The 25,946-nt window shown below is 38.6% G+C and carries 24 protein-coding genes; 17 read left to right on the plus strand and 7 right to left on the minus strand.

What is annotated here, in order from left to right:
• The first annotated feature begins 162 nt into the window (after positions 1–162).
• Positions 163–1,002, plus strand: a complete 840-nt coding sequence (locus EHQ47_RS08190) for a hypothetical protein (protein ID WP_244290263.1) — start codon at positions 163–165, stop codon at positions 1,000–1,002.
• Here EHQ47_RS08190 and EHQ47_RS08195 read toward each other — a convergent pair.
• Together EHQ47_RS08195 and EHQ47_RS08200 are read right to left on the minus strand one after the other, a co-directional pair.
• Complete coding sequence (locus tag EHQ47_RS08195) at positions 967–1,935, minus strand: M23 family metallopeptidase (protein ID WP_135746931.1); 969 nt, start codon at positions 1,933–1,935, stop codon at positions 967–969. The genes EHQ47_RS08190 and EHQ47_RS08195 overlap by 36 nt on opposite strands.
• Before the next feature lie 15 nt (positions 1,936–1,950).
• On the minus strand, positions 1,951–4,407 hold the full coding sequence (locus tag EHQ47_RS08200) for a sensor domain-containing protein (RefSeq protein WP_135776948.1): 2,457 nt from the start codon (positions 4,405–4,407) through the stop codon (positions 1,951–1,953).
• A 274-nt stretch (positions 4,408–4,681) separates the two neighbouring features.
• On the opposite strand from EHQ47_RS08200, the gene EHQ47_RS08205 reads away from it, so the two are divergent.
• The 4 genes from EHQ47_RS08205 to EHQ47_RS08220 are packed head-to-tail and all read left to right on the plus strand — an operon-like array spanning position 4,682 to position 8,647.
• Positions 4,682–5,191, plus strand: a complete 510-nt coding sequence (locus EHQ47_RS08205; protein ID WP_244290264.1) for an LIC20153 family lipoprotein — start codon at positions 4,682–4,684, stop codon at positions 5,189–5,191.
• A gap of 6 nt (positions 5,192–5,197) precedes the next feature.
• Positions 5,198–5,854: an HmuY family protein gene (locus tag EHQ47_RS08210; RefSeq protein ID WP_244290265.1), complete on the plus strand. Its 657-nt coding sequence runs from the start codon at positions 5,198–5,200 to the stop codon at positions 5,852–5,854.
• The gene (locus EHQ47_RS08215) at positions 5,854–8,028 is read left to right on the plus strand and encodes a TonB-dependent receptor plug domain-containing protein (protein ID WP_135746934.1); all 2,175 of its coding nucleotides are present in this window, start codon (positions 5,854–5,856) and stop codon (positions 8,026–8,028) included. The genes EHQ47_RS08210 and EHQ47_RS08215 overlap by 1 nt, the downstream gene beginning before the upstream one ends.
• Positions 8,003–8,647: a hypothetical protein gene (locus tag EHQ47_RS08220; protein WP_135776949.1), complete on the plus strand. Its 645-nt coding sequence runs from the start codon at positions 8,003–8,005 to the stop codon at positions 8,645–8,647. Before EHQ47_RS08215 ends, EHQ47_RS08220 begins: the two co-directional genes overlap by 26 nt.
• Here EHQ47_RS08220 and EHQ47_RS08225 read toward each other — a convergent pair.
• Positions 8,644–9,177, minus strand: a complete 534-nt coding sequence (locus EHQ47_RS08225) for a DUF3015 domain-containing protein (protein WP_135746936.1) — start codon at positions 9,175–9,177, stop codon at positions 8,644–8,646. The genes EHQ47_RS08220 and EHQ47_RS08225 overlap by 4 nt on opposite strands.
• Before the next feature lie 14 nt (positions 9,178–9,191).
• Entirely contained in the window at positions 9,192–9,413 is a 222-nt protein-coding gene (locus EHQ47_RS08230) for a hypothetical protein (protein ID WP_135746937.1), read from the minus strand.
• Between the two features lie 188 nt (positions 9,414–9,601).
• On the opposite strand from EHQ47_RS08230, the gene EHQ47_RS08240 reads away from it, so the two are divergent.
• Positions 9,602–10,525, plus strand: a complete 924-nt coding sequence (locus tag EHQ47_RS08240; protein ID WP_135776950.1) for an FAD-binding oxidoreductase — start codon at positions 9,602–9,604, stop codon at positions 10,523–10,525.
• A 1-nt stretch (position 10,526) separates the two neighbouring features.
• Positions 10,527–10,748 (plus strand): transcriptional coactivator p15/PC4 family protein, encoded by a 222-nt coding sequence (locus EHQ47_RS08245; protein WP_004785453.1) that lies wholly within the window; start codon positions 10,527–10,529, stop codon positions 10,746–10,748.
• Position 10,749: 1 nt separating this feature from the next.
• Here the strand turns inward: EHQ47_RS08245 and EHQ47_RS08250 are convergent, their stop codons facing one another.
• Positions 10,750–12,399 (minus strand): VWA domain-containing protein, encoded by a 1,650-nt coding sequence (locus EHQ47_RS08250; protein WP_244290266.1) that lies wholly within the window; start codon positions 12,397–12,399, stop codon positions 10,750–10,752.
• 78 nt (positions 12,400–12,477) lie between these two features.
• Here EHQ47_RS08250 and EHQ47_RS08255 point away from each other — a divergent pair, with 78 nt between their 5' ends.
• From EHQ47_RS08255 to EHQ47_RS08295, 9 genes are all read left to right on the plus strand, one after another.
• On the plus strand, positions 12,478–13,188 hold the full coding sequence (locus EHQ47_RS08255) for a 7-carboxy-7-deazaguanine synthase QueE (RefSeq protein WP_135776951.1): 711 nt from the start codon (positions 12,478–12,480) through the stop codon (positions 13,186–13,188).
• Complete coding sequence (locus tag EHQ47_RS08260) at positions 13,188–16,031, plus strand: DEAD/DEAH box helicase (protein WP_135776952.1); 2,844 nt, start codon at positions 13,188–13,190, stop codon at positions 16,029–16,031. The genes EHQ47_RS08255 and EHQ47_RS08260 overlap by 1 nt, the downstream gene beginning before the upstream one ends.
• 39 nt (positions 16,032–16,070) lie before the next feature.
• The gene (locus EHQ47_RS08265; protein ID WP_135746940.1) at positions 16,071–17,336 is read left to right on the plus strand and encodes a dicarboxylate/amino acid:cation symporter; all 1,266 of its coding nucleotides are present in this window, start codon (positions 16,071–16,073) and stop codon (positions 17,334–17,336) included.
• Positions 17,323–18,174 (plus strand): SGNH/GDSL hydrolase family protein, encoded by an 852-nt coding sequence (locus EHQ47_RS08270; RefSeq protein WP_135746941.1) that lies wholly within the window; start codon positions 17,323–17,325, stop codon positions 18,172–18,174. The genes EHQ47_RS08265 and EHQ47_RS08270 overlap by 14 nt, the downstream gene beginning before the upstream one ends.
• A 2-nt stretch (positions 18,175–18,176) precedes the next feature.
• Entirely contained in the window at positions 18,177–18,992 is an 816-nt protein-coding gene (locus EHQ47_RS08275) for a hypothetical protein (RefSeq protein WP_135746942.1), read from the plus strand.
• Positions 18,993–19,068: 76 nt separating this feature from the next.
• Positions 19,069–19,311 (plus strand): TRL domain-containing protein, encoded by a 243-nt coding sequence (locus EHQ47_RS08280; RefSeq protein ID WP_244290267.1) that lies wholly within the window; start codon positions 19,069–19,071, stop codon positions 19,309–19,311.
• Positions 19,308–19,553: a YqaI family protein gene (locus EHQ47_RS08285; RefSeq protein ID WP_135746944.1), complete on the plus strand. Its 246-nt coding sequence runs from the start codon at positions 19,308–19,310 to the stop codon at positions 19,551–19,553. Before EHQ47_RS08280 ends, EHQ47_RS08285 begins: the two co-directional genes overlap by 4 nt.
• On the plus strand, positions 19,489–19,872 hold the full coding sequence (locus tag EHQ47_RS08290) for a TRL-like family protein (RefSeq protein WP_244290268.1): 384 nt from the start codon (positions 19,489–19,491) through the stop codon (positions 19,870–19,872). Before EHQ47_RS08285 ends, EHQ47_RS08290 begins: the two co-directional genes overlap by 65 nt.
• A 21-nt stretch (positions 19,873–19,893) precedes the next feature.
• Positions 19,894–20,316, plus strand: coding sequence for an Ig-like domain-containing domain (locus EHQ47_RS08295; protein ID WP_208727411.1), 423 nt, complete (start codon positions 19,894–19,896; stop codon positions 20,314–20,316).
• A gap of 130 nt (positions 20,317–20,446) precedes the next feature.
• Here the strand turns inward: EHQ47_RS08295 and EHQ47_RS08300 are convergent, their stop codons facing one another.
• On the minus strand, positions 20,447–22,594 hold the full coding sequence (locus EHQ47_RS08300; protein WP_135746946.1) for a sodium-translocating pyrophosphatase: 2,148 nt from the start codon (positions 22,592–22,594) through the stop codon (positions 20,447–20,449).
• Positions 22,595–22,664: 70 nt separating this feature from the next.
• Between EHQ47_RS08300 and EHQ47_RS08305 the strand changes: the two genes are divergently transcribed.
• Entirely contained in the window at positions 22,665–23,834 is a 1,170-nt protein-coding gene (locus EHQ47_RS08305) for a tetratricopeptide repeat protein (protein ID WP_135746947.1), read from the plus strand.
• A gap of 108 nt (positions 23,835–23,942) precedes the next feature.
• On the opposite strand, the gene acs is transcribed toward EHQ47_RS08305, so the two are convergent.
• Positions 23,943–25,907, minus strand: coding sequence for an acetate--CoA ligase (gene acs, locus EHQ47_RS08310; RefSeq protein ID WP_135776953.1), 1,965 nt, complete (start codon positions 25,905–25,907; stop codon positions 23,943–23,945).
• Positions 25,908–25,946: the final 39 nt, after the last annotated feature.

Consider the following 25,946-nt stretch of genomic DNA (forward strand, 5'->3'; position numbering starts at 1 on the left):
TTCTTGGCACCCAAAACCTCTAGAAACTTACTCATACTCTATTCCCTCATAGCAATTCCCTTTTTCATTTACCATGAATCTCATTTGCCTTGGCATTACATCTTTGTCCTTTGCCTAATTTCACTGATTGTCGGACTTTTTATTACTTACGGAAGTTTATACGTGATTCAGCGATATTGGGCTGATACATTTCACCCCTTAATTGAGTTAGGTGTCGTTGTATTATTTATTTTTTCTCTTTGGTTTGCGGAGGTTTTGGTTTTTGAAGCCGGAACGGTATTTTTATTTTTATTAGTAGCTCTTGCTTTCCTCATTCGTGTGTTACGTCTCGAAGAATATGCACGACTATTGGTGGCAGCATGCCTCATCGCAAGCAATGCACTCATCGCCTTCAAAGCTTTACAAGGTGCGGAAGTTTTATCAGCTTATCTTCTTTTTAAGAACAAATACCAAATTGAAGAAAAAGATCTAAATGATTGGGTCGTCACAGACAACAATCAATATTGGAATGAAGAACTTCAGTTTGGATTCACTCTACCCCAAGGTTTTTATTTTTTTAAACCAGAAGACTTATCAATGGAAAATAAAACAGGAGCTGGGCAAATTGCGGGACTACTTGCTTTTAGTGACCAAGATGCGGAAAGATATCCTTTTGTAAGAATCTTTTATTTTCCTGACTACTTAGGTTTTCAAGAAAATCAAGCCATTGCCGAATTCTCTGAATTTCTCAAAATACAGGTGAGCAAAGGGGATATTGAAGACATTCAAGAAATCCAACAAAAAGAATTAGAACCTTCGATTGTCACTTCCAAGTTTTGGACTTTTTTTGATCTCTTAAGACCTCGTTATGCGAAAACAGGTTTCATCCTAGTGGAAACATCCAATCATGATAAACTATTGTTTCACATCACAGAAAATTTAGAAAAAGGTGAAATTCACGAACAAGGCATTCGTGAATTTTTATCTTCAATGCGATTCGGAAATCGACTGCAAAGCAATTAAAGAAAGTGGATCCACTAAGGTATCATTTACCTTAGCACCCAAGTGAAGATGAGGGCCCGTAGACATTCCTGTGGATCCAACAGTTCCAATTTCTTGTCCCTGCTTCACAACATCTCCCACCTTCACCTTAATTTCATCTTGGTGCATATAAAATGAGAATATTTTATTACCATGGTCAACGATTGTGAAATTTCCTTCATAATAAGTTTTTCTAGCAAGTACAACAATCCCATCTTGGATCGCAAAAATTGGAGTACCTGTTTTTCCACGAAAGTCTACACCACCATGAGGTCTGCCTTGTTTGTTATTATAATCTCGCCTAACATAAAATTTACTGGTAATAAATATTTTATCCAAAGGATTTTTGAAATTATTGATAAATTGTAATTGGCTTTGTTTGGCAAATGCTGCTTCTTTTGCTGTTTTACATTCTTGAATAAAATCTAAAGTTTCTTTCGGCAATTCTTTCGTAACAAATTTTTCATCCACTTTGATCTGCTGATTTTTTTTGATCACTTGGAATTTGGTGGGTTCTAAAATGATTTGGTATTGTTTTTGTCCACGTTTGACAAAAAATATTTTTGATACAATTTCCAAGGTCATTGCGCCGGCAGGGGTGTCGGGAGAGACCGGTAAAAAAGCAATCATACTCTTTTCTTTTTTGGTAAGGATCACATCCTTTCCCAACCAACTAACCTTATACGATTCGTTGATCCACTTTTTATCTTTAGGAGTCAAACGAAGGAAGATAACTTCTCCTCTTCCAAATCGTCTCGCTTCCATTAGCAGCGAAAAATTTTTTTCTTCTTTTTTTACAAAGTAATTGGTAGGAATTGCACGAGAGGCTGGTTTTTTTTTGACCTCGCGAGATTCGGCTGGAACAGCACGCACAAAAGATAAAATAAGAACTAATAAAGACAAAACACGTATCATCACTTACAATTTCGGCTATTTTGTTTGAGCAGATTCGTTAAATTTTTTAACGAATTCCACAAATTCAAGAGCAGGCAGCGGTTTGCTATATAGATATCCTTGGATCATATGACAGCCTAAATCATGGAGTAAATCCCTTTGCGCATGATTTTCAACACCTTCCGCAATCACTTCCATCCCCAAGGAATGCGCCATATTGATAATTGCCTTACAGATGGCTCGGTCGTCTTCATTGAGTTCCAAATCGATCACAAAAGACCTATCAATTTTTAAAACATCTGCATTGATTTTTTTAAGATAACTTAAAGAGCTATAACCAGTTCCAAAATCATCAATTGAAACTTTAATCCCAAGTCCGGATAAATATTCAAATGCTTCTATACTTTTTTCAGGATTTTCCATGATAGAACTTTCTGTTAATTCTAACTCGATTTCTTCTGGATTGATATCGTATTGTAGGATGGTTGATTGTACACGATGAGACCAATTAGCGCGCGCTAGTTGTTTTCCGCTAACATTAATACTAACCGGAAATGTTGGAAGATTTTCTTCTTTCCAGGCTTTTTTTAGTCGGCAAGCTTCTTCTAATACCCAATCTCCAATCCTTTCGATAATGCCTGAATCCTCCGCGACAGGAATAAATTCTACTGGAGGAACCCATCCTCGCTCTGGATGTTTCCAACGAATGAGTGCCTCTGCCCCACAAACTTGATTTGTCATAGTAGAAATTTTCGGTTGGAAAAAAAGTAATAACTCTTCGTTTTGAATGGCCTTTCGCAAAGAATTTTCAATGTACAAACGTTTTTCAGAACGAAGGATGAGTTCGTTTGTGTAGAATTTATAATTGTTTCGGCCCAATTCTTTGGCTTTGTACATTGCCATATCAGAATTTTTTAAAAGTTCAGAAGAAGAAATTCCATCATTGGGAGAAAGTGCAATTCCCATACTGATCGTTGTAAATAAATCTCGACCCATAATATGAAATGGTTGGCTGAGAATATCTAAAATCTTTTGTGCAAATTCAGCGGCCGCACTTTTATTGGGAACATCAACCTTTAAAATGGCAAATTCATCTCCACCAAATCGTGCAACAGTATCAACTTCAGTCATAACTCGTTTGAGTCTTGCGCCGACCATTTGCAAAAGAATATCTCCTTTTGTATGACCCAAACTATCGTTGATAAACTTAAAATTGTCTATGTCGAAAAAATAGAAGGCCAGTAAAGTTTCTGTAGATTTATGATTTTTTAAAGCTTGGTTTGCATGATCAATGAATAATGTACGATTTGAAAGACCTGTAAGTGCGTCATAATAAGCTAAGTAAGTAATTCGTTCTTCGGATAATTTTCGTTCGGTGATATCAACACCAAAACTAATGATTCTTTTTTGATCCGTCTCTGTATCATCAATAGGGATGTATTTTCTTAAAAGATATGTGACCTTATCGTTACTATCTTGAATGAGTTCTTCAAATTGAACAATTTCGTTTTCTTTAGTAGCAATTTCTAAATACTTTTTTCGTTTTTCATGAAAATCATTTGGTAAATCCAATCGTGCAGCCAGTTCTTCATCTGTTTTTTTGAAGATCCATTTGCGAATATCTTTGTTGGACAAAAATACGGGATTTGTATATTCATATTGAAAATTTGAATTCAACACAGCAATATCAGAATCAAGATTGTCTAGAATGAATTCATAAAATGCTTTTTGATTTTTGACTTGTTCTTGTGAACGTTTTCGTTCCGTGATATCGCGAAACGTTGCCCAAATCGCCATTTTACCATTCACGGGAAACAATCGGAACGAAGATTCTGTAGGAATCAAATGCCCTGATTTTGTTTTTAAAGCAGTACTTTCTATCAAATTCCCTTGAAACTCTTCATCTTCATCCACCTCCACAGGAGGCATAAAGAAAGAAAATTCTTTCCCTACGATTTCTTCCAAGGGATATTCCAAAACTACAACAGCTTGTTTGTTTGCATTGATGATCTGTTTCGTGCCTGGATCAATTTGCATTAGAATGTCCAATGACTCTTCGAAAACATTCTGAAGGACAATTACCTTTTCTCTAATTTTGTCATAAGCAATTGATCGATTCATATCTTCTATCAATCGCTCCGCAAAATTTAGTACTAAATCTAAGATACTCACTGTATACGATGGCTCGGATAAATGTAAAAACGTTGGATGTGCTGCTCTTGCTAATTCAGAAGGGGATAAAGGTGCAATGGAAAGTAAGATGTAAGGTGATTCGGGAAATTGTTCAAAAATAAATTTTTGTTTTTCTAAAACTGTTGCATCGTTCCAAAAAAGAAAAACAGCCGATTCTTGGATTGTACCTGGTTTGATATCTAAAATCGAATGAAAGCTATGTACATTGCAGGTTTCAATGTTTGTTATGTCGCGTAGTATGCGATTATAAAAATCATGATCAAACTCTTCTATATAGATGGTAATTTGTTTGAGTGACATGACCTTGGCATAGTAGACGAAAAATCGTTTTCCTTACAATTGATTTTTTTGAAGGTAGGTTTCTATCGTTTACTCTCATGCGAACGATTAGAATGAAAGTAAAAAGACCAGAATTCTTCCCTTTCCCGGACATCTGTCACCATTTTGTCAGAGTTCGAAAAAAAAGGGAAAACTATAAAATGAATTTGATTCTCATTTCCAGTACATAAGTTTGGATAAAAAAGACCGAGGTTCTATGAAATCCTTTCAAAATAAGACAAAATTACTGATCGTTTTGAGTTTAGTAGCTGGATTTAGCTTCCAGTGTGAGAAGAAAGAAGAGGACAACTCTGACCTTCTTGCTTTAGCCGCTGTTGGTTCTCTATTTAGTTCAGCAGGTGACTGTAACGTTTCAGCACCTCCAAGATCAAGCATCAATACTTGGAGTAGCTCCATAACTGCAAACGGAACTGCCACTGTTAGTAAAATTGGCTCTGTACCGGTTGTTGGTCATCAAACAGCAGCTCTCAAAATCACTGCAAAAAACGGAACAAACGTCGCTATTAGTGGAAATACTTTTGTTATTGTATACCAAACTTCAGCTTGCCCACTTGCAAGTTCTACACGAACTGGTTTTACAACGACAAGTCTATCTGATACTACTGCTGAGTTTACTAACTCTTATACAGTTTCTGGATCTGGAAGTATAAATTTTACAGTAGCTAATGATTATTATATTTTCCTTTATGCAATTCCATCTCGTGGACAAGCCGCTAGCGTTACATATACTGTCACAGGGTTATAAAGAAATTTGAAGTTTTTTATCTTTGGGATTTTACTCCTATTGAGTTTCTGTGCAAGGCAGGAATCTGCCTTGTCAGATCAGGAACTTTTTGTAAACCAGTTGGTCACGAATTTGATCAATGCCGGGAATCCCAATGCCTTGGATAAAATTGTTTATACACGAGCCAATGGTGATGGAAGTTACACAACTAGGTTCAATGCGACAAATTTAGATTTTTACATTTATTTTCAATTCGAAGGGAGTAAACAAATTCCCTTTTCAGAAAAAGATTCACTTACTTGGGACATTGCATTTAACAGATACAAGGTGGCTACAAATTCAGGTGAAACTAACCGGTTTGGACTCGGGGGTGCTTGTAAAAGTAACACAACCGATTTTGGAGTTGCGTCATCTACCTCTGCTTCTTCCCAAGGATGTAACTCATTCACAATCGATGCAGCCACCACCACTCAAGGCATTGGCGGAGCTGGTGCCGTTTACGTGGGGAACCCAACCGTTACTGAGTGGTATTTTTATACGATTGGATATTTGACCCCAAAACCGGATATCTATCTTATCCGTTCTGGAACGGGTCTTGTTACTTACGCCATTCATTTCGAAAATTATTATAGTGATGCAGGAACTTCTGGTTATCCGACCATCCGATGGAAAAAACTTCCCTAATGTATTTTTTTTATCCGTTTCTATTGCCAATCCTTTGCTTATTTTTATTATTCATTGGCGAGGTCCATTCTCAAACACGTCCACGCGAAAACGGAAAAAATTCAAAAACCGTAGAAAAAACACCTAACACACCAACGGTGCCTGTACCAACAGAAACAACTCCCACTGATCCAAACCAAACAACACAAAATCCTGCTCCCGTTCCAGAAGAGGGAAACAAAGAAGAAACTCCAACGGAAGAAGCTGACCGTTTCAAAGATTTGGACAATAAAAATGGGATTGTGGTTACAGGATCACGCGGAGAACGAAGACTCAAAGATTCTGCTGTGGCTACAGAAGTTATTTCTAGAAAACGAATTGAACAAACTGGTGCGCGTAACCTAGGTGAGGTGCTAGATACTCAAACGGGAATCAATGTAACGCCGTTTTTTGGTGGGTCACAGGTCCAAATGTTGGGCCTTGATTCCAAGTATGTATTGTTTCTTGTAGATGGACAACGGATTGCTGGCCGATTGAACAATACAATTGACCTCACTCGATTCAAAGTTCAAAATATCGAACGAGTTGAAATTGTAAAAGGCAGTTCTTCTTCTTTGTATGGGGCCGATGCCATTGGCGGTGTCATCAATATCATTACCAAACAAGCAGAAAAACCAGAACACTACCAATTCCGAACTACTTATGGAAACGGAAGACAAACTAACTTTGGAACCCAAGGTGAAAAAAACTTAATCGCTGATGTCGGATTTAAAAATGAATTTGTGGCTTCCAATTTTTTTGGAGGATTCAACCAATCAGCTGCTTACGATTTAGATCCAAAAACCCCAGCCACAACTGGAAACGCATTTCAAGATAACAACGTCGGTGGGAATATGACCTTCAATCCCGATGGAAAATTCAAGGTCAAAACTGGAATCAATTATCTAAACCGTAATCAGGCCGGTGTCGACTCCAGAAGCAATGGTGGTGTTTTTGATAGAACCAATCTCACGAACGACTTTCTTGGTTTAGGTGCCCTTGAGTATGCTTATGGAAAACGAAATATGGTTTCCTTACGCGGAAATTTCTCTCGTTGGGAAAACCACTATAAATTAGACCAAAGAAATTCGAACGAATTGGACGTAAAAGAACTCACAAATGAGTTCTCATCGCAAGGTGTCGCCCAAATTGATCATGAAATTAACAATGATCATATGATCACTGCTGGGGTTGAATCTTACTCAGAAGAATTACAATCGGACAGACTACAAAGAAGAAATGCCTTCCGAACTAGAAGAGCAGCCTTCATTCAAGATGAATGGGTAGTTTGGCGACAAGGTTTTGTTTGGCGACTAGTTCCAGGGGTTCGCCATGATGTGGATTCCCAATTTGGTGGACAAACAACTCCGAAAATTGCAACCAAAGTAGATATTACAAGCAATCTAGTGTTCCGAGCCAGTTACGGAAAAGGATTCCGGCCTCCTTCGTTCCGAGAACTTTATTTACGATTCGAAAATCCAGGTGTGGGTTATGTGGTTGATGGAAATGACAAACTAAGACCTGAAAGATCCACAACTGTAAATGCTGATATTGAATATACCCCCTTTAAATTTTGGACCTTGTCTCTCAGTGTATTTCGCAATGACATTACCGATCTCATCCAATATAGTTTTGGAACGAGAACCAGTGAATTTGCCAACTTCCAACTAAAAAATATCCAACGTGCCTATACACGAGGGGTGGAAGCTGGATCTCGGGTTCGATTTCTCAAATACTTTGCATTGGAGCTGGGTTACAACCAAACCGACACGAGGGACCTAACAACAGATAGACCCCTAGAAGGAAGGGCTCTCCACCAAGGAACAATGAACTTTTTTGTAAATGCTCCTGGCGGTTGGGAATTTGCCCTCCGTGCCAAACGTCTAGACAAACGGCCGTTTTATAGTACAACCAATGAATTCACTGCCGGTTCTAGCACTGCCCTCATCGACCAACAAACCAAAAGCGTTGAAGAAAATAACAAAGTTGTCTATGGGAAACCGTTTACGTTACTGAACGTACGGATGGAGAAAAAATTCTTCGATGGAAGGATGTCTTTATTTTTAGGAGTAGACAACGTCCTGGACCAATACGAGCTTACTTACAATCCTATTCGGCCCAGGTTTTACTATGGTGGACTCCAAGCCACTTTTTGAACTCAATTCGTATAAAGCAGTTTTTATTGTTTTTGTTCTTTATTGGTTATCGGGGTATCCTTTGTACTCCGACGAATCAAAGTTAAATGCAAAACAATCTAAAATTTTAAAAGAATCTTATTCTTATTTAGAGTCTCTCGAACCTAAACGAATCAAAATCGATAAATCTACTTACAATCATTTTACACAATTCGAATCTATTTTTAAATTTGGATTCTCAGGAAAAAAACTTTCTCGTTGGATCCAATCAAGGATCAAAAAATATTCTTATGGATCCACAGGTGACTATGTTGCCATGTACCATGACGGTGATGTTTTGCTTGGCCGTAGTTTCTTTAATTTAAATCGATTGGATCGAGTTCTTGTATTATTACATGAAGCAAGACATGCTGATGGAAAAAATTATAGTCATGTGGTTTGCCCAGAAAATTTCCAATTTTTGAACCCTCGTGATTGGAAGATTCATCCTGCGGGAAAAAAAGGCTGTGACTCTGTCTCTGATGGTGGTTACGGAATCACTGCTGCATTTTTATTTGAATTAGGTGCATATGGTTATCTCAACCAAACAGAAGCTGCTCATCGTTACAATTCCGAAATATCTCGGGTGTTACGCGATTAGTACAAACAAGCTTGTTTTAATCCAGAATCTTCTGCAATTTTTGCCTTTAATCTAGATAAAATAATTTTGGATCGAACACTCGATTCTGTGTCTTTTGAATGATCAAAAATAAAGGAATGTTTTTCTTTCATTAACTTCCCTAACTCATTGCTATGAGTCGGACAACCTAACAAAGAAGCGATGGCCTGAATCCTTTCCCCATTTCCACGAGTAGTTTCTAATTCCAAAGGACCTTCATTATAAGTAACAAAAACTTCTTGGGCACGGTCAGCCCTTACAATTCCATCAGTTGTACAATTGGATGTACCGGAAGTAATTCCAAATGTTTGCGACGAAAGACTCCCGTTCGTTGTAGCAGCAAGAACTTGCCCAATATCATTTTTCCAAACTGGGACCATGGACCCAAGCCCACAACCAGCCATCCCATACGGTTCTGAGAAAAGGCCTACAGGCGCTGAAATCAGCAAACCAAACAAACTAACAACTACAAGTTGGACTTTAAAAAAGGAATGGAAACTTCGGGTGAACATAGAACCCTCCGTAATTAAATTGAAAATAAAGAATCTGAATTGCGATCTACTTGTGGCAACCGATGGCCCTGTGCTAAAATTTCTCCGGACATCGAAAGAACGGCCCAAGATCTTTCCTCTTTCGATTTAGTCTGTAGAGATTGGATCATCGTATTTGTGAATGATTCCAATTTATGATGAAGAACGGTATTTGGAAATGAAGATGGTTTCTTTTCTTGTGCTTCAGTCGATCTCATGCAGTTTGTTTTCCCGGTTGTCTTTAGGATCGGCGAGGGGGCCGGAATGACTAAAGTTTAAAAACTCCAAAAAAGGAGTCAAGAAGAGACATAATTCCGAGGAGGAAAAATGAAAACTCTAACTTCTCCTTTTCCCGAACCATCGGAATGCCAAACTTGACCAAAAACCACCTGTTACGAGGACGACCTTGCTTACCCCTCAAATCAATCTTTTTAAAAAATCCAATCCCATCCTAGCCCAAGTCATTGCCAACTCCCGTTTGACCCCCGAACCAGGAAAAGGAAAACGCCCGGCAAAGGAAGGAGATTCTGCCGTACACCGAATCACCATTGCCGTCGATCACAATACTTATCCCTATATGATTGGGCAAAGTGCAGGGATCATTCCCCCAGGAGTGGATCCAGAAAAACAAGCGAAAGGCTCGGCTGATCCTTCGTATACGATCCGTTTGTATTCCATCGCCTCACCATCGTTCAGTTTTGGACAAACAAAGGACAATATTGAATTCGTTGTAAAAAGGGACAATGTGTACGATGAAAATGGAAATCTCCTCCACAAAGGAGTCTGTTCCAATTATCTTTGTGATTTGAAACCAGGCGATACAGTAACAATGACTGGACCTGCCGGGAAAAAATTCTTACTTCCCCAAACTGACTTTTCTGGTGATATTTTCTTTTTTGCAACAGGGACAGGAATCAGTCCTTTTTTTGGAATGGTGGAAGAACTCCTCGTTCAGAAGTTAATTTCCTTCCAAGGAAATGTTTGGTTGGTTTACGGAGCACCTTATTCTGACGAAATTGTACTCCGCGATTATTTTGAAGATATGGCAAAAATCCATCCTAATTTTCATTTTATAACAGCGATTAGCCGGGAAGAAAAAAATTCTTTCGATGGTGGGAAAATGTACATCACTCACCGTGCAAAAGAAAATGCAGAAGCAATTAAAAATGCTGTCAATGGAAACGGTAAGTTTTATATTTGTGGCGGTCCGAAGGGAATGGAAAAAGGAGTGATACAAGAGATCATGTCAGCTTGCGCAACTGGTCTTTCGTATGATGAATTTAAAAAAGACCTGGAAGAAAAAGAACAACTTTTTGTAGAGACGTACTAAAATGGCAAAAACAGGAATCATTCGAGACATTGACAAAGGACGGGGAGAAGTCATCCGTGTAGAAATCTCCGAATACAAAGGCCAAACTTTTTTTAACATTCGAGTTTGGTATACCGATCCAAATGGAGAATTAAAACCCACTCAAAAAGGTATCGCCATTGCTCCAGCACTTGTTGGTGATTTGAAAGAGGCAATCGAAGAAGCAGAACGTTGGTTGGCATAAACTAACTAGGTTTTTTATCTCCTTCATTTGCATAAATGATCCTCTGTAAAATTTCTTTGGCAGAGGAAAGACTTTCTGCGACACGAATGTGGTTGTACAACCGAGTGATTTCGAAAATTTTTTTCACAGAATCATGGATGTTGGCAACCACGAGTTCACCACCTCGCCTTCTGAGCCAACCCACAATCTGAATCACCATTCCAATGGCTGATGAGTCAATATGAGAAGTATTGGCAAAATCAAAAACTACATAGCGAAATCCTTCTGACATTTTTTGCTCTAAAAGAAGTTTGATTTCAGGGCATTTGTACAAATCAATATCACCCGTTGTATGATATTCAAAAATTTCATCATGTAGGATGACATCCTTTAGATCCAATTTTTCTGGTCCCTTCATCATAATCTGTGAATTCATAAATAAATGTTTGTTTAAATCATCTGACTTGGTAGTGATTTTTGTTTCCAAAATTTGAAGACGGCCAAGGACTGAACCAAGTGCATTTGGTGCAAAGTGTAAGTTATTTTTAATATCTTGAATGAGGCCAAATAACAAAGCTTTGGCGTCTTCTACATGACCTCGTTTGATAAAATCGGTAATTTCTTTGATCCCTGTCGTTGCATTGGCAATCAATATCTCAACCAAAACATCTGGATCTTGTTTTCCTTTGTGATTTCCTTTGGGAAACTGAAAGTTTTCTTTTACAGATTCTAAAGCATTTTGTTGTAATAAATTATAATAAGATACGTTTACTTCACAAAAAGGAGATTCAGTTTGGTTCACCCGATCATCAATTTCCAACCGTAACACTAAGTTGCGGATGTCATCGGCTCTCAGATCACCTAACTGGAGATTGATTTTTTGTCTCGATATAGTTTTGGAATCACCGAGAAACTCATCAAATTCTTCCAATATCTGATGAGATGTTTCTGACAAAACTTGTTTCAATCGAACTCCAGGAGCCAGTTGTAATTCGACATCAATGGCTTGTGCATACAAAGCCCCAATATCGCCAAATTCATCAAAGAAAATATCAGAAGCCTTTTCTGGGTTATCGATATAATGAAAATTTCCCCCACCAGCTTTCGCAATTTCAACTAAAATCTCTTCATTAAAATCGTTTCCAACGCCAATGGTTGTAGTTGAGATTCCCATCGCCAAATGATCTTCTGCAATTTTTACCAATGCTTCTTTTTCTTTGATTCCAGAAGTGGGATTGCCATCGGTGAGTAATAACACTCGTTTGTAAGCATTGGGAATTTTTGACTGGGTCAGGCTTTTTAATGCAGACAACCATCCACCACTCAAGTTTGTAGAAGTGGCTACTTGGATGTTTCTAATTTTATCCGTAACAGAAACTTTTTCTGTTAGCTGGGTGACTGGTTGGATGATTTGTACATCTGCTGAATAGGCAATGATAGCAACGGCATCATGCCTTGTGAGCCAATTGACAAGAGCGCAAGAAGCATCAATGACTGCTTCCATTTTTTCTCCTTTCATGGACCAACTTTTATCAATCGTAAGACCAATGACCAAAGGTTTACGTTCCTCAATCTTTGGGTTTGCCGGAGTTCGAAACCGTAACAAAAGATGGGTTTCCTGAATCTCTTTTTCTTGGATGATTGGGTATTCCAATTTAGCATCTACGAACATGACCATCAAAAGCAAATTCTGAATAAATGTTTTCGCAAGAACAATTTAAAGGATTCTGACATAGAAGGAAACATCACAATGTTTGGAAAAATTCATGAAGTCTATTCTTCCATTTCTGGCGAAGGAATTTCACAAGGAATCCCTACAGTTTTTATTCGTTTTGCTGGATGTTCCTTACGTTGTGGCAAAACAGATTCAAGAGCATTATGGTGTGACACAGCTTATGCCCTAGGACCAAACCAAGGTACAGAAAAAAGTTTAGATTCCCTTTGGTCAGAGTTAGAAAGTTTAGATCCCAATCATGGATACCAAGTTTTACTTACTGGTGGCGAACCTTTAGAAGGAAAAAATAGAGATCTATCCCTCTCAATCGCAGAGAAAATTTACCAACATAGAACCAGTATTGGTTTGCCCTACCCTGCTTCCCGAGTGGAAACCAATGGAAGCGAACGAATCACCGAAGATGCTTTTTTTATTTTCACTATGGACTACAAACTGCCTGGATCGGGGATGGAAGACAGGATGGATGAGGAAAATTTCCAGATTCTAGAAAAGAGACATAATTCACTTGACGAAATCAAGTTCGTTGTGCGAGATAGAATCGACTTTGAAAGAAGTATCGAAGTCATTCGCGAAAAAAAAATACACACAAATATATTGTATTCGCCCGTCCACGGTGAAGTGGATGCCAAAGAACTGGTCGAATGGATCAAAGTAGACAACCCACCTAAGTGTCGTTTGTCGCTTCAAATTCACAAAGTGCTTTGGGGAAATCAGAAAGGAGTTTGATGGAAGTCCCTACTCAATTAAGTTTAGATTTTGAAACAACGGTTGAACCAAAACAAACAAATGAGTATGGGTTTCTCATCGACGAACCTGAGTTAGGTCTTGCAAAAGTAACAAAAGAATCTCCCACTTCTGTGGACCTATTCTTTGAATCCAAAGAAATTTTTCGAACAGTCAACAAATCAAATAAAAACTTACAGTTTTTAAACCAATACCCTGATTCTCTCCGTGTTTGGGAAGAATTTCCGAAAGCAATGGACTTAGCATTAGATGCAAGCCAACTCAAACTCACTTATAATTTTAATAAATTATCCTCTCTCTCTAATTCTAGAACTCGTTTGCTCCCTCATCAAATTGAGTCCACCTTCATTGTAGCCAATAGTTTAAAACCAAGGTTTATTTTGGCAGATGAAGTGGGTCTTGGGAAAACCATTGAAGCTGGTCTGGCCGTAAAAGAACTTATGTTTCGTCGTGGCCTCAAACGTGTGCTTGTGGTAGCACCTTCTCCTCTTCTTGTCCAATGGCAGCAGGAGATGAAAAACAAATTCAATGAAGAGTTTGCGATTGTTCGCAGAAGAAATTTTGTTACAAATGGACCCGATCATTGGAGAAACTTTAACAAAATCATTACCTCCATCGATTTTATCAAAAATCCAAGGTATGCGGAAGAAATTCTTGGAACCAAATGGGACATCGTGGTATTTGATGAGGCACATAGGCTTCGTCGCGATTATTCGAAAATCACTCGTGGGTATTTGTTTGCCGAAAAAATTGCTAGAAAAACCGAATGCCTTCTCCTTCTCACGGCAACACCATTTCGAGGAAAACTAGAAGAACTTTTTTATCTCCTGCACTTAGTTGATCCGAATATCCTTGGGCCGTATCATACATTCGTAAATGATTATGTGGTGGGTCAAAAAGGTGACTTAAAGGAAAAAATCTCCAAAGTATTACTTCGTCGTCGGAAAGTAGAAGTTGGTGGATTTACAAAACGTTTTGCAAAGACAGTTCGGATCGATTTATCTCCCATTGAACGTGCGTTTTATGATGAAACCACAGATTATGTAAAAAGAGAATACAATATGGCAATGGGGACGAAAAACCGTGCCATTGGTTTTGTAATGGTTGTTTTCCAAAAACTTTTGGATTCTTCCGTCATTGCCCTTCTTTCTGCCTTACAAAAAAGAAAGTTTATGTTGGAATCCAAATTCCATTACATGAAAGAACATGAAACCACTCTGGATGATTGGGATTTAGATGAAACAGAAGGTGTCGAAGACTTCATCACCGAATTAGAAGATGAAGAAATGTCTAGTTTCCAAAGGATCAAACGAGAGCTATTCACTCTGAACCGCCTCATCCATTTGGGAAAACAAATCAAAGAAGATAAAAAAACTCAAAAACTAAAAGAAACTCTCTATCGTTTAAAGAAAGAAGGTCATAAAAAATTTATCATCTTCACACAATTCAGAACCACACAAGACCATTTACAATCAGTTTTAGAACCAGACTTCAAGGTTTCTCCATTCCACGGCTCTTTGAGTATGGATGAAAAAGAAGTCGCTATCCAAAAATTCAAAGAAGACTATGAGATCTTAATTTGTACAGAAGCTGGTGGCGAAGGTCGTAACCTACAATTTGCTAACATACTTTTTAACTATGACTTACCATGGAGTCCACTCAAGATCGAACAACGTATCGGAAGGATCCATCGATTTGGACAAAAAGATAATGTTTATATCTTTAACTTTGCTTCCAAAGATACAGTAGCGGAAAGAATTTTAGAAGTACTCACAAATAAAATCCGGCTGTTTGAAGAATCCATTGGTGCTTCTGATGATTTACTCGGAACTATCGAAGAGGAACTTGATTTCAACTCAAGTCTTATGAAATTCGTAACCGGAACAAAAACCAAAGAAGAATTAGAAACTGAATTTGACCTTCGCATCCAAGTCGCCCAAAAAGGATTTGAAAAACTCAACGCCCTTGTGACTCCAAAAGTTTTAGATTTTAATTTAAAAGATTATTACGACCATACATTAGAAGAAAGAGAATGGAATAACAGCCATCTCGAAGAAGTAGTCGCCCAAGGTTCAAAATTTTTCCAATCTCACCTACCAGGAACTCTGACTTCCGTTGGGAAAGGATCCTATGAATACAAAAACACCGAAGGAAAAATCAAAAAAGCTACTTTTGATTCCGATTTAGCACTTACCAATGATTCTCTCGAATTTATGGCCTTTGGTCATCCCTTTGTCGAAAAAGTAACGGAATTACTCACACAAAGTGACGTTGGGCGTAAAAAGAAATACCTACTCTCCAGTGCCTTAGGTCAAAAAATTCTTTTTGTTTTCCAAGTTGAATTTGATTTTTCACTAAAACGAAAAGATCTCTTTTTCGTTGAATTTGATTTAAAGAAAAAAAGAACTTCAGTACTTACGGAAAAACCAACGGAATGGGCAGAAGCCAAAACATATGTCCCTGAAAAAGAATTACCACTTTCAAAACTAGAAGAAGCATTTATTCATTGTTATCCGGTTGTAGAAACGGAAGCCGAAACTAAAAAAGAAATTCTAAGAAAGGAAACCTTGTCAATTTTTCAAAAAGAAGAATACAAAGTAGAACTTTCTCACCAAAAAACCATCCGTCAGTTAGAAGAAAAATTGATGCGCCAAGAAGCAGCTTATAAATGGGACAATCGTCCTGAAAAAAAAGCAGTCCTTCATAAAACAATGAAAGAAATCCAACGAGCAAAAGACGAATACACAGTAGAAATTCGAAAAATCAAAAATGGTGCAAAAATTTTCCATAAAATTCGACTTTTCCAAACTTACATAAGCATTTAATTTCATTTACATAGAATTTCCAAAGGATAGAATTTGGGAATGTCATTTCCCAAAATTCCTTTTTGGATCCAGATTCTCGTCTCTTTAATGTTAGGTTTATTTTTCGGTATCATTTTGAATCCGGATTCTGGGTTTGTATCTGCCCTTAGTTTAAAACCTTACCTACCATGGATGAAACTACCTGGAGATATTTTTTTAAACCTATTACAAATGATTATGATTCCACTAGTAATTGTTTCAATTGCGCTTGGAGTCTCTAGTTTAAGAAACCTAAAAGATCTTTGGAATTTAGGAAGTAAAACCTTATTATACTTTATTTTTACAACTGTAGTGTCTGTAAGCATTGGAATTTCCCTCACCCTCATCATCAAACCAGGAAATCACATCCAGAACCAAACAATATCTTCAAACCAAAGTAGTCCTCCTACAAATTTGGATACAAAACAAGAATCCATACCGGAGATCATTGCCAATATCGTACCAAAAAATTTAGTAAACGTTTGGTCAAAACAACAAATGTTATCTGTCGTTTTTTTCGGAATGATATTAGGAATTTTTTTTCTGACTTCCCGTGACTCTGGAGCTGCCTTAAAAGCATTTTGTCATTCTCTTGAAAGTTTTTGTCTTTGGGTGGTTAAGGTGACAATGAACTTAGCCCCCTTAGCAGTTTTGGGACTTATGAGTTATGCCATGGTCCAAATTGGTTTTTCACTTGTGACAGGCTTAGTTTCTTATATAGGAACCGTTCTCATAGGTCTTCTTTGTGTTTTATTTTTTTATGGGATCTTGGTGTTTCTTTTTACGAGGAAAAATCCCTTACGTTTTCTGAACCAAGTTCGTGAAATCCCCTTACTTGGTTTTTCTACTTCTAGTTCCAGCTCCGTCCTTCCTTATTCCTTAAAGGTGGCAAAAGAAAAATTAAAATTAAAGGAAACAGTCGCTGACTTTGTTCTACCCCTTGGTGCTACAATTAATATGGATGGTACTGCTTTGTACCAAGCCGTAGCCACAGTATTCCTCAGCCAAGTATATCAAGTTGATTTGACTGCTTTAGACTTATTTTTGTTAGTTGGTACTGTAACAGCTGCCTCAATTGGAACGGCCGCTACCCCAGGAGTAGGCCTTGTGATCCTCGCATCCATCCTTTATACCTTTCAAATCCCGATCGAAGGGATCACTATTCTTTTTGGAGTTGACCGGTTTTTAGATATGTGTAGAACTTCAGTAAATCTGACCGGCGATCTATCTTGCGCATTTATCATGGACCATATCTGGAAGGAAACAAAACCAAATGAAAAAACTTAAATACACACTTTTGTTAGGAATGTCCGCATTCCTCATTCATTGTGATACAAAAAAGGATTATCTTGATAGTGTTGGATCTAATATACTTTGTACGTCATTTGCATTTTGTAAAGGCGAAGCGCCTGCCAAAACTGGTATCATTGGTGATAGTTGGACTGACATTCTACTTGGATTTCCATTTGTAGAGACATTAAGGCCACAATTGGAAAATCGATTTCAGTATAAATTTGTGGGTGCTACCCTCGGAGGACGAACCTTACAACATGTAGTCAGCCAAGGACTTCAATTTCAAGTTATCGATCAAGGTGGAGCTGACATGAAGGTTATCATTCTATCATTAGGAGGAAATGATATCCAGGCGAACCTCTCTGAATATATCGGAAAGATAGATAGTGTACAAGCGCAACGTTTGGCCACGTTAAAAGCAAACCTTAAACATTTGATCGTTACAGGAAATGCTTATAAAATTGCACGCTTTGGAGGTGCACCACTAAAATGGATCATCCATGGTTATGACTATCCAAATCCTTATATGTCAGCAGTAATTCCTGGATCCGATGAAGGGTGTAAATCTAAATTCGACAAAGTTGGTCTAATTGTCCCTGATGCGGCAGTATTTACAGCTGCTCAAGTAGACGGATATAACAATCTGCTTGCTGAGATCACACGAGAAGAACCATCTTTGATTTATGTCGACTTACGAAGCACATTAGGTGGGAGGCCAAACTCTCGCGCCGAATTCATGCTAGATTGCATCCACGCAAATAACATAGGTTTCACGATGTTAGCAGATAAATTAGCAAGAGCTATTTATCCGATTACAAATGTAGGATTTTAATAATGAAGAATACAATTATACTAATATTTTTTTTTCTGACTTTAGTTCCATCTCTCTTTTCGCAGCCTTCAAGCGCTGGATTTGCACATCCACTCCAAATTGAACCGATAGCTGTTTACACAAAAATTAGAGGGAATATCGGTTATTGGGACAAAGACTTCAATCAAGTTAAAGAAATTAACAAAGAAATAAATGTCGAAGGAGAATACAAATTTACTGAAACCTTCTCCGTTATCTCTTCAATTGGCCGGAATCAATATTCTCAAACGGATACTGCAAAGGAAATCACATGGGATCGTTGGAATGCTGGAATCAAATATGGCAAAATTTTTGAAAACGGTTCTTCTCAATTTTTAATTGGGGCCGGATTGCGACTTTATGATAAAAAAAGAAATGCTGAGTTTAGAGAACGAGAAAATCCTGATTTTTATTTAATCCGACCAAACTTTGGACTGGGTTATAAATACGGTATCTTTCAAATAATGTCGGAGTTTCGTTTTCAAACTGAAACGAACAGACATGGGAAAGAATCACAATTTGAAGAATTCAAACGATATTACCAAGTTGGAATTGCTCCATCTTTTGCGATTGCAGACTCTGTTCGAATTTTTACAGAACTTGAATATAGAGAACCTTTGGATAAAATCGCTGATAAAAACCTAAGATACTTTAATCTTTATCCAGGGGTATCAATGAATACAGAAAGTTTTGGAACTTTTAGTTTTTCGGTTTTATTGGGTGTTCTTCCAAAAGCAGACAACGCAATGGATCGGGGAATTCGCTTTTCCTATTTCTACTTCTTCGATACAAGTCAGTAGTATGAAACGTTTTTTGTTTTTCCCATTGGTTTTCCTCATACTGCAATGTTTGAGTATTCAAATTGGAAATCCTTCGATGACTTTGTTCAAAAACAAAGGCCAAGAAGGATGGTATTCCACGGGAAAAGTACCATCACCAACCGATACATTTGTTGAATCCTGTACAACAAATTACTTCGGTTTGGTGAGCATTGGAAATGCAAGTTTGGATTATGTACCTCGCCAATCTCGCCCAAAAGAAATCCATAGTTTAGATCATTATTACAAAAATCAGTATTTCTTTTTCCAAGAACTTTGTTTGCACATCGTAGGCCGATGAAACAGAATATTGACTCACTCAATGAATTCGCCAAAAAAATAAAAAGCGGATTAATCTACGAAGAAATAGAAACCAAATTAAAAGAATTCCATTCCAAAAAAAGCAATACTTCCAATAAATCATTGGATGCCCTTACAGACAAGATTCGAAAGAAAGAAGAACAAATTGAAAAACTATATGACGATATCATCCTCTTACAAAACAAACTCTCCAAAATTCTGGACCAAGAACTTAAAAAATAAAACCATCGGACAAAGGACCTTTGTTCTGATCCTCATCCTATGCTCTTTTTTTTCACTCACCTGTGCTAGTTCAGGATTTGGAACCCAAGGTCTCTTATATGAAAACCAAAGGATCGGGATGATGGAGACTGGCCTCTCCGGAACAAAAGAAGGAATCGCTTGTGCCAAGTCCTATCTTGGACTTCTGGCTCTCGGAGATGCCTCTGTGGAGGCGTCCCAAAAGAACGGAAATATTAGAGAAATTACGTCTATTGAACTGGAAACTTATAATTTCTTGGGGATTTACGCAAAACTCTGCGCAATTACCAGAGGAAATTAGTCGAAACTAAAACTAGAACCTATGTCCACTTGGAAGAAAATTCATATCCTAATTCTCGTTTTATTTTCTTCCCTGGCCTGTCTGCCAAAGCCAAAACCATCTCTTTTGGGTGTGTTGGTATTACCATTGGTCACACAGACCTCAGCCAATTTTACAATAGAATCTACCATTCCAGCCGATGGAGCTACAGGCGTTTCCTTAACTCCAACAATCACCATTGTGATGACCCAAGCCGTTGAGTCCACCTCACTCAATACCAATATCAGTTGTACCCCGTCTTGTCCGAGTCTTAGTGGGGGAGCATCCAACAGAACCATTACCCTTAACCCGGCAAGTGCTCTAATCACGGGAACAACTTATACCATCACTCTAAATCAAAACATCCAATCCATTTTTGGACTAACTCTCGGCACAAACACAAGTTTTAGTTTTACCACCCTATAAAAAAAGCCGACGAATCTCGCCGGCTCTTCCAAAGATCCAATCACTTTTTCAGAGATTGGATGATCTAAAAAACGGACCTTCTGATTTAGAAGGACAAAATCCTTTTGATCGTATTCATTATAGAAATTTCTTATTTAAAGAAATTTAATACGATTCCACCTTTTGTTACAAAAAACTCAGCAAACACAAGTGATGTGATCGCCATAAGTTTGATCAGAATGTTGATCGCGGGGCCAGAAGTATCTTTGAACGGATCTCCTACTGTATCACCCACAACCGCAGCTTTGTGTTTTTCAGAACCTTTTCCACCGGCAGTTTTTTCGATGTATTTTTTAGCGTTGTCCCAGGCTCCACCGGAGTTAGCAGAAGAAATTGCAAGAACCACACCAGAAACAAGTGCTCCCGCAAGTAGACCAGCAAGTGACTTCACACCAAACAAATACCCAACGACAATCGGGCTAAGAAGAACAAGAAGACCTGGAGGGATCATTTCTCGAAGAGCAGCAGAAGTAGAAATGTCTACACACTTAGCATACTCTGGTTTTGCAGTTCCTTCCATAAGACCAGGAATCTCTTTGAATTGGCGACGAACTTCTTTTACCATATCAAGAGCAGCCTTTCCTACCGACTTCATAGTCATTGCAGAAAAGATAAATGGAAGCATGGCACCAAAGAGAAGACCACCAAAAACGAGTGGATCAAGAAGTTCGATTGAAGTAAGATCAATCGCACCTTCACCCATTTCTTTGGAAGCATTTTGTGTTCTAGTGATAAAGGCTGCAAATAGAGCAAGCGATGTTAAAGCTGCAGATCCAATAGCAAATCCTTTTCCTACTGCCGCAGTTGTGTTTCCCGCTGCATCCAAAGTGTCTGTTCTATCACGAACTTCTTTTCCGAGTTCCGCCATCTCAGCAATTCCACCCGCGTTATCAGAAACAGGGCCGTAAGCATCAATCGTCAGACCAATCGCAATGGTAGAAATCATACCAATAGCAGCGATGGCAATTCCATACATACCCGCAAGGATATTGGAAACTACAATCACTATCACAAGTAAAATCACAGGAACCACAGTGGATTTGTATCCAAGTGCCAAACCATAAATGATGTTTGTGGCAGCGCCAGTTTCACAAGCGTCTGCGACTTCACGCACTGGTTTGTAAGAATGAGAAGTGTAAATCTCTGTGATCCAACCAATGAACATACCAGCAAACAAACCTAATGCGACTGATGTAAATACATTCCACTTAGTGATGGTTTTGTCTCCAATTTGGAAACTATCGATCATAAAGATATCAGTGACAAAGTAAAGTGCAATGGCTACGATGAATGTAGAAATCCAAAGTTGGAGTTTGAGAGCTTTTTCTACGTTTCCACCTTCTTTCACTCGAGCAAAGAAAGTAGTTACAAGAGAAGCTGGGATTCCAATGGCAGAAATTAAAAGTGGATAAAGCAGAGCAGAGTTATTGTCAGCAAGAGCTGATGCTGTGGCACCAATCACAAGAGCCGCACAAGTTGCTTCTGCTGCCGAACCAAAAAGGTCAGCACCCATACCAGCGATATCACCCACGTTGTCTCCTACGTTATCAGCAATGGTTGCAGGGTTACGAGGATCATCTTCTGGAATTCCTTTTTCTACCTTACCTACAAGGTCAGCACCAACGTCAGCGGCTTTTGTATAAATACCACCACCCACACGACCAAAGAGTGCTACGGAAGATCCACCAAGACCAAAGCCAGCAAGTGATTCCATAAGGATGTGTTTGGCAACACCTACGTTTGTTCCTGTGAAAAGAAGGAAAAGTCCGATCATACCAAGGACAGCAAGACCAATGAGACCAAAACCCATAACGGCTCCAGAGTCATAAGCCACTCGGAAGGCACGAGATAGAGAAGTTTTTGCGGCTTCTGCAGTACGAACGTTACCAGCAGTCGCAATTTTCATTCCAATAAAACCAGAAAGGCAAGAAATGAGGGCACCGGAAACAAAAGCAACGGCAGTATAAATTCCTTCGTTGAATTCAGTTTTTGGGTTATCCAAAAGTAAATAGATGAGAACCGTCATGAAACTGATAAATAGCAAAATGACTCGGTATTCTCTGAGAAGGAAGGCCATAGCCCCTTCTGCGATTGCTGCGGAGATTTCTTTCAATTTAGCGGTTTCTTTTTCGCTACCGCCGCCTGCGCCCACTTGGATGCGAACCACCCGAGCCGCGTAGAATATCGCCGTGGCAATGGAAACTAGTGCCATGACGATGATGATTAACTCTACATTCATGAGATCCTCTTTGAGATTGTTTATTTGAATTTCTAAGATTATTTAGAAGATGACCGATGAGAATCCATAGATGATACTTCGGTCTAGGAGAATATGGCAATTTAGTGTTCTGGTAACAAGTCTATTTCTGGTTTCCAGGCCAAATTTAGCGCAGTCAGAGGTTCTGAACCCTGTTAAAGTTTTTTATGGATACGAAGATCTTTTGCGGATGGCAGAAGACAAAATTGTCCAAGAAACCCCTGCAAAAGCCTTCGATTTTCTTATCAAAGCCAAAGAATTAAATCCAGATCCGGACTTTCGGTACTATAATTTAGCAGCCCGCGCCCACATGAAACTTGGGCAAGTCTTCGATGGAATTCATGCCTATGAAGAATCCATTAAAAAGAAAAAAGACCAACTCGATTTGATTTTGTATGTCGCTGATTTTTACGAAAAAGAAAGAAAACAAAAAGAGGCTTTGTTCTATACAAAATTATATTTAGAACAAAAACCCAATGCAAAGTACAGATTGTATACAGCAGCAATTTTATCCAGACAACTTGGTTTGGAATCGGATTACGAATCCTATATGCAATTTTTAGAATCAGACAAAACCTTTGTTTCTGAAAAAGATGCCTTACAAGCGAGTCTTTTGAAAAATATCAAAAACAAAAAATGGAAAGAAGCAGATGATTTGAGTTTGCGGTACTTGGTTTATTTTCCCCGGGAAGAGACAATGTATGAAACCTTAATCCTTGCCCGTAGAGGAAGAGAATCCGAACTTTTAGAACAAGCTTACCAATGGACAACTACCATTTTTTTGAATGAAACCAGATACTTCACTCGCTACGGAGTCTATCTCCAAGAAAAACAAAGATACCTAGAAGCCTTGTCTTTATTTCGAAGAGGATTTTACAATTTACTGAAATTTCATTCAGATTCGGATGCAGGAGAGATTTTATTTCTCATTCGTCAAAGTTATGCGAATCTTGGAAAAGATAGAGACACCCTTGCCATCGATTCTTTGGTTAAAGATTATAAAAACCAAAACAAACTCACGGCTACCGAACTCGAAAACCACCAAAACACGTATCGTAAAAATAGAGAGTATTTGTTATTTTGTATCCATTGGTTTTCCAAACGTGATGGGGCAAAAGCAAACGAGTATCGTCAAAAATTAAAAGATAGAGATATGGAATTTGAAGAAACAGAATTCCTGCGAGTGATGGGAGTTTTTTCCGCTCTCCCCCAGGATCTTTAAAAAAAATTTAGAAACAGCGTAAAATCGAAAATGAAAATTAGGATTTCAGAATCATCCTCTTCCATCAGTTCTACCGAAGGAAGAAGAAGTAAGTTTACCACCAAGATCCTAACTATGAAATTTTTTCTTATCGTCAATTAACGACTGCACTACGGACGGATCTGCTAAAGTGCTGATATCTCCCAAAGTATCAAATTCGTTATTGGCAATTTTTCTTAAAATTCGGCGCATGATTTTTCCCGACCTTGTTTTCGGAAGTCCCGGAGCCCAGTGAATCACTTCTGGTCTTGCAATTTTACCAATTACCTTTTCGACCATCGCAATCAGTTCTTTCTTTAAGGCATCGTTGGTAGTCACGCCATGTTTCACAGTCACATAGGCATAAATCCCTTGGCCTTTGATATCATGTGGAAATCCAACTACTGCTGCTTCAGCGACTGATTTATGTTCGACGAGTGCACTCTCCACCTCGGCTGATCCAATGCGATGACCAGAAACATTGAGTACATCATCGACTCTTCCTGTAATGCGAAAATAACCATCTTTGTCTTTGTTGGCACCATCGCCTGTGAAGTAATACCCTTTGAATTGAGAGAAGTAAGTATCAAAGAATCGTTTTGGATCGCCATATACCCCTCGCATCATGGAAGGCCAAGGTTTGGCAATACATAGATTTCCAGAGATTTCTCCTTTGTCTTTGATCTCCACACCTTCATTATCCACAAGGACTGGTTGGATTCCATAAAATGGCCAACTCGCCGAACCTGGTTTTTGCGGAATGGCTCCAGGAACTCCAGAGATCATAATGGATCCTGTTTCTGTTTGCCACCAAGTATCTACAATCGGGCATTTTGACTTTCCAATATTGGTATGATACCATTCCCAAGCTTCCGGATTGATGGGTTCACCCACAGAACCAAGAAGGCGTAACGATGCCAATGATCTCTTTTTGATAGGTTCAATTCCTTCTCGCATAAGAGCTCGGATGGCCGTCGGTGCTGTATAGAATACAGTCACCTTGTATTTATCAATCACATCCCAAAATCGGCCAGCATCTGGATAACTAGGAACCCCTTCAAACATCAGCGACGTGGCCCCATTGGATAATGGTCCATAGAGAATATAACTGTGTCCCGTAATCCAACCAATGTCAGCTGTACACCAATAGGTATCTGTATCCTTATAATCAAAGATGGTGGCAAAGGTGAGATTGGCGCCAAGAAGATACCCGGCCGTTGTATGGAGGACACCTTTTGGTTTTCCCGTCGAACCAGAGGTATAAAGAATAAAAAGCGGATCTTCTGAATCCATCTGGACAGGTGGACATTCTTTTTTGATATCGGATTCTTTCATGAGGTAATGATACCAGTGGTCTCGCCCCTCTTTCCAATTTAAGTTTCCTTCATCCCCTGTTCGCTTAACAACAATTACGTCTTTAACCTTGTATTTACTTTCTTCTAAGGCAACATCGACATTTTTTTTAAGTTCGACTGGTTTGCCACCACGATACCCACCATCTGCCGTAATCACTAGTGTCGGTTTACAATCTTCAATTCGACCAAGAAGTGCTTCTGGAGAAAATCCACCAAAGACAACAGAATGTACTGCTCCAATGCGAGTACAAGCCAGTGTCGCAATGGCAAGCTCTGGAATCATAGGAAGGTAAATGAGAACACGGTCTCCTTTTTTTACATGGAATTTTTTCAGAACGTTTGCAAAGTGATTTACCTCGCGGTGGAGGTCATGATACGTAAGGACTCTGGATTCATCAGGGTTGTCTCCTTCCCAAATCAGAGCGGCTTTATTTTTTAGAGAAGAATCTAAATGTCTATCTAAACAGTTATAGGAAACATTGAGTTTCCCACCGACAAACCATTCCACCTTGGCCTTAGCAAAATCGTGTTTGAGAACCTTGGTCCATTTTTTAAACCAAGTTAGGCGCTTTGCTTGTTCGGCCCAAAATTTTTCCGGTTTTTCAATGGATTCTTTATATTTTGTTTTGTATTCTTTTAAACTAACGTTCGCTAACTTTGCGAAGTCTTTGGACGGTGCCACGATTCTTTCTTTCGGCATAGATTCCCTCTAGAGAAAGAATGCTGAACTTTTTTTTAA

The sequence above is a fragment of the Leptospira bourretii genome, assembly GCF_004770145.1.
Taxonomy (GTDB): Bacteria; Spirochaetota; Leptospiria; order Leptospirales; family Leptospiraceae; genus Leptospira_A; species Leptospira_A bourretii.

Bases quoted from the DNA above. Each gene is read 5' to 3' on its own strand.
- EHQ47_RS08195 (WP_135746931.1), bottom strand. From the start codon at position 1,935: ATGATACGTGTTTTGTCTTTATTAGTTCTTATTTTATCTTTTGTGCGT.
- EHQ47_RS08200 (WP_135776948.1), bottom strand. From the start codon at position 4,407: ATGTCACTCAAACAAATTACCATCTATATAGAAGAGTTTGATCATGAT.
- EHQ47_RS08215 (WP_135746934.1), top strand. From the start codon at position 5,854: ATGTATTTTTTTTATCCGTTTCTATTGCCAATCCTTTGCTTATTTTTA.
- EHQ47_RS08220 (WP_135776949.1), top strand. From the start codon at position 8,003: ATGGTGGACTCCAAGCCACTTTTTGAACTCAATTCGTATAAAGCAGTT.
- EHQ47_RS08225 (WP_135746936.1), bottom strand. From the start codon at position 9,177: ATGTTCACCCGAAGTTTCCATTCCTTTTTTAAAGTCCAACTTGTAGTT.
- EHQ47_RS08230 (WP_135746937.1), bottom strand. From the start codon at position 9,413: ATGAGATCGACTGAAGCACAAGAAAAGAAACCATCTTCATTTCCAAAT.
- EHQ47_RS08245 (WP_004785453.1), top strand. From the start codon at position 10,527: ATGGCAAAAACAGGAATCATTCGAGACATTGACAAAGGACGGGGAGAA.
- EHQ47_RS08250 (WP_244290266.1), bottom strand. From the start codon at position 12,399: ATGTTCGTAGATGCTAAATTGGAATACCCAATCATCCAAGAAAAAGAG.
- EHQ47_RS08255 (WP_135776951.1), top strand. From the start codon at position 12,478: ATGTTTGGAAAAATTCATGAAGTCTATTCTTCCATTTCTGGCGAAGGA.
- EHQ47_RS08260 (WP_135776952.1), top strand. From the start codon at position 13,188: ATGGAAGTCCCTACTCAATTAAGTTTAGATTTTGAAACAACGGTTGAA.
- EHQ47_RS08265 (WP_135746940.1), top strand. From the start codon at position 16,071: ATGTCATTTCCCAAAATTCCTTTTTGGATCCAGATTCTCGTCTCTTTA.
- EHQ47_RS08270 (WP_135746941.1), top strand. From the start codon at position 17,323: ATGAAAAAACTTAAATACACACTTTTGTTAGGAATGTCCGCATTCCTC.
- EHQ47_RS08275 (WP_135746942.1), top strand. From the start codon at position 18,177: ATGAAGAATACAATTATACTAATATTTTTTTTTCTGACTTTAGTTCCA.
- EHQ47_RS08280 (WP_244290267.1), top strand. From the start codon at position 19,069: ATGACTTTGTTCAAAAACAAAGGCCAAGAAGGATGGTATTCCACGGGA.
- EHQ47_RS08285 (WP_135746944.1), top strand. From the start codon at position 19,308: ATGAAACAGAATATTGACTCACTCAATGAATTCGCCAAAAAAATAAAA.
- EHQ47_RS08290 (WP_244290268.1), top strand. From the start codon at position 19,489: ATGACGATATCATCCTCTTACAAAACAAACTCTCCAAAATTCTGGACC.
- EHQ47_RS08295 (WP_208727411.1), top strand. From the start codon at position 19,894: ATGTCCACTTGGAAGAAAATTCATATCCTAATTCTCGTTTTATTTTCT.
- EHQ47_RS08300 (WP_135746946.1), bottom strand. From the start codon at position 22,594: ATGAATGTAGAGTTAATCATCATCGTCATGGCACTAGTTTCCATTGCC.
- EHQ47_RS08305 (WP_135746947.1), top strand. From the start codon at position 22,665: ATGATACTTCGGTCTAGGAGAATATGGCAATTTAGTGTTCTGGTAACA.
- acs (WP_135776953.1), bottom strand. From the start codon at position 25,907: ATGCCGAAAGAAAGAATCGTGGCACCGTCCAAAGACTTCGCAAAGTTA.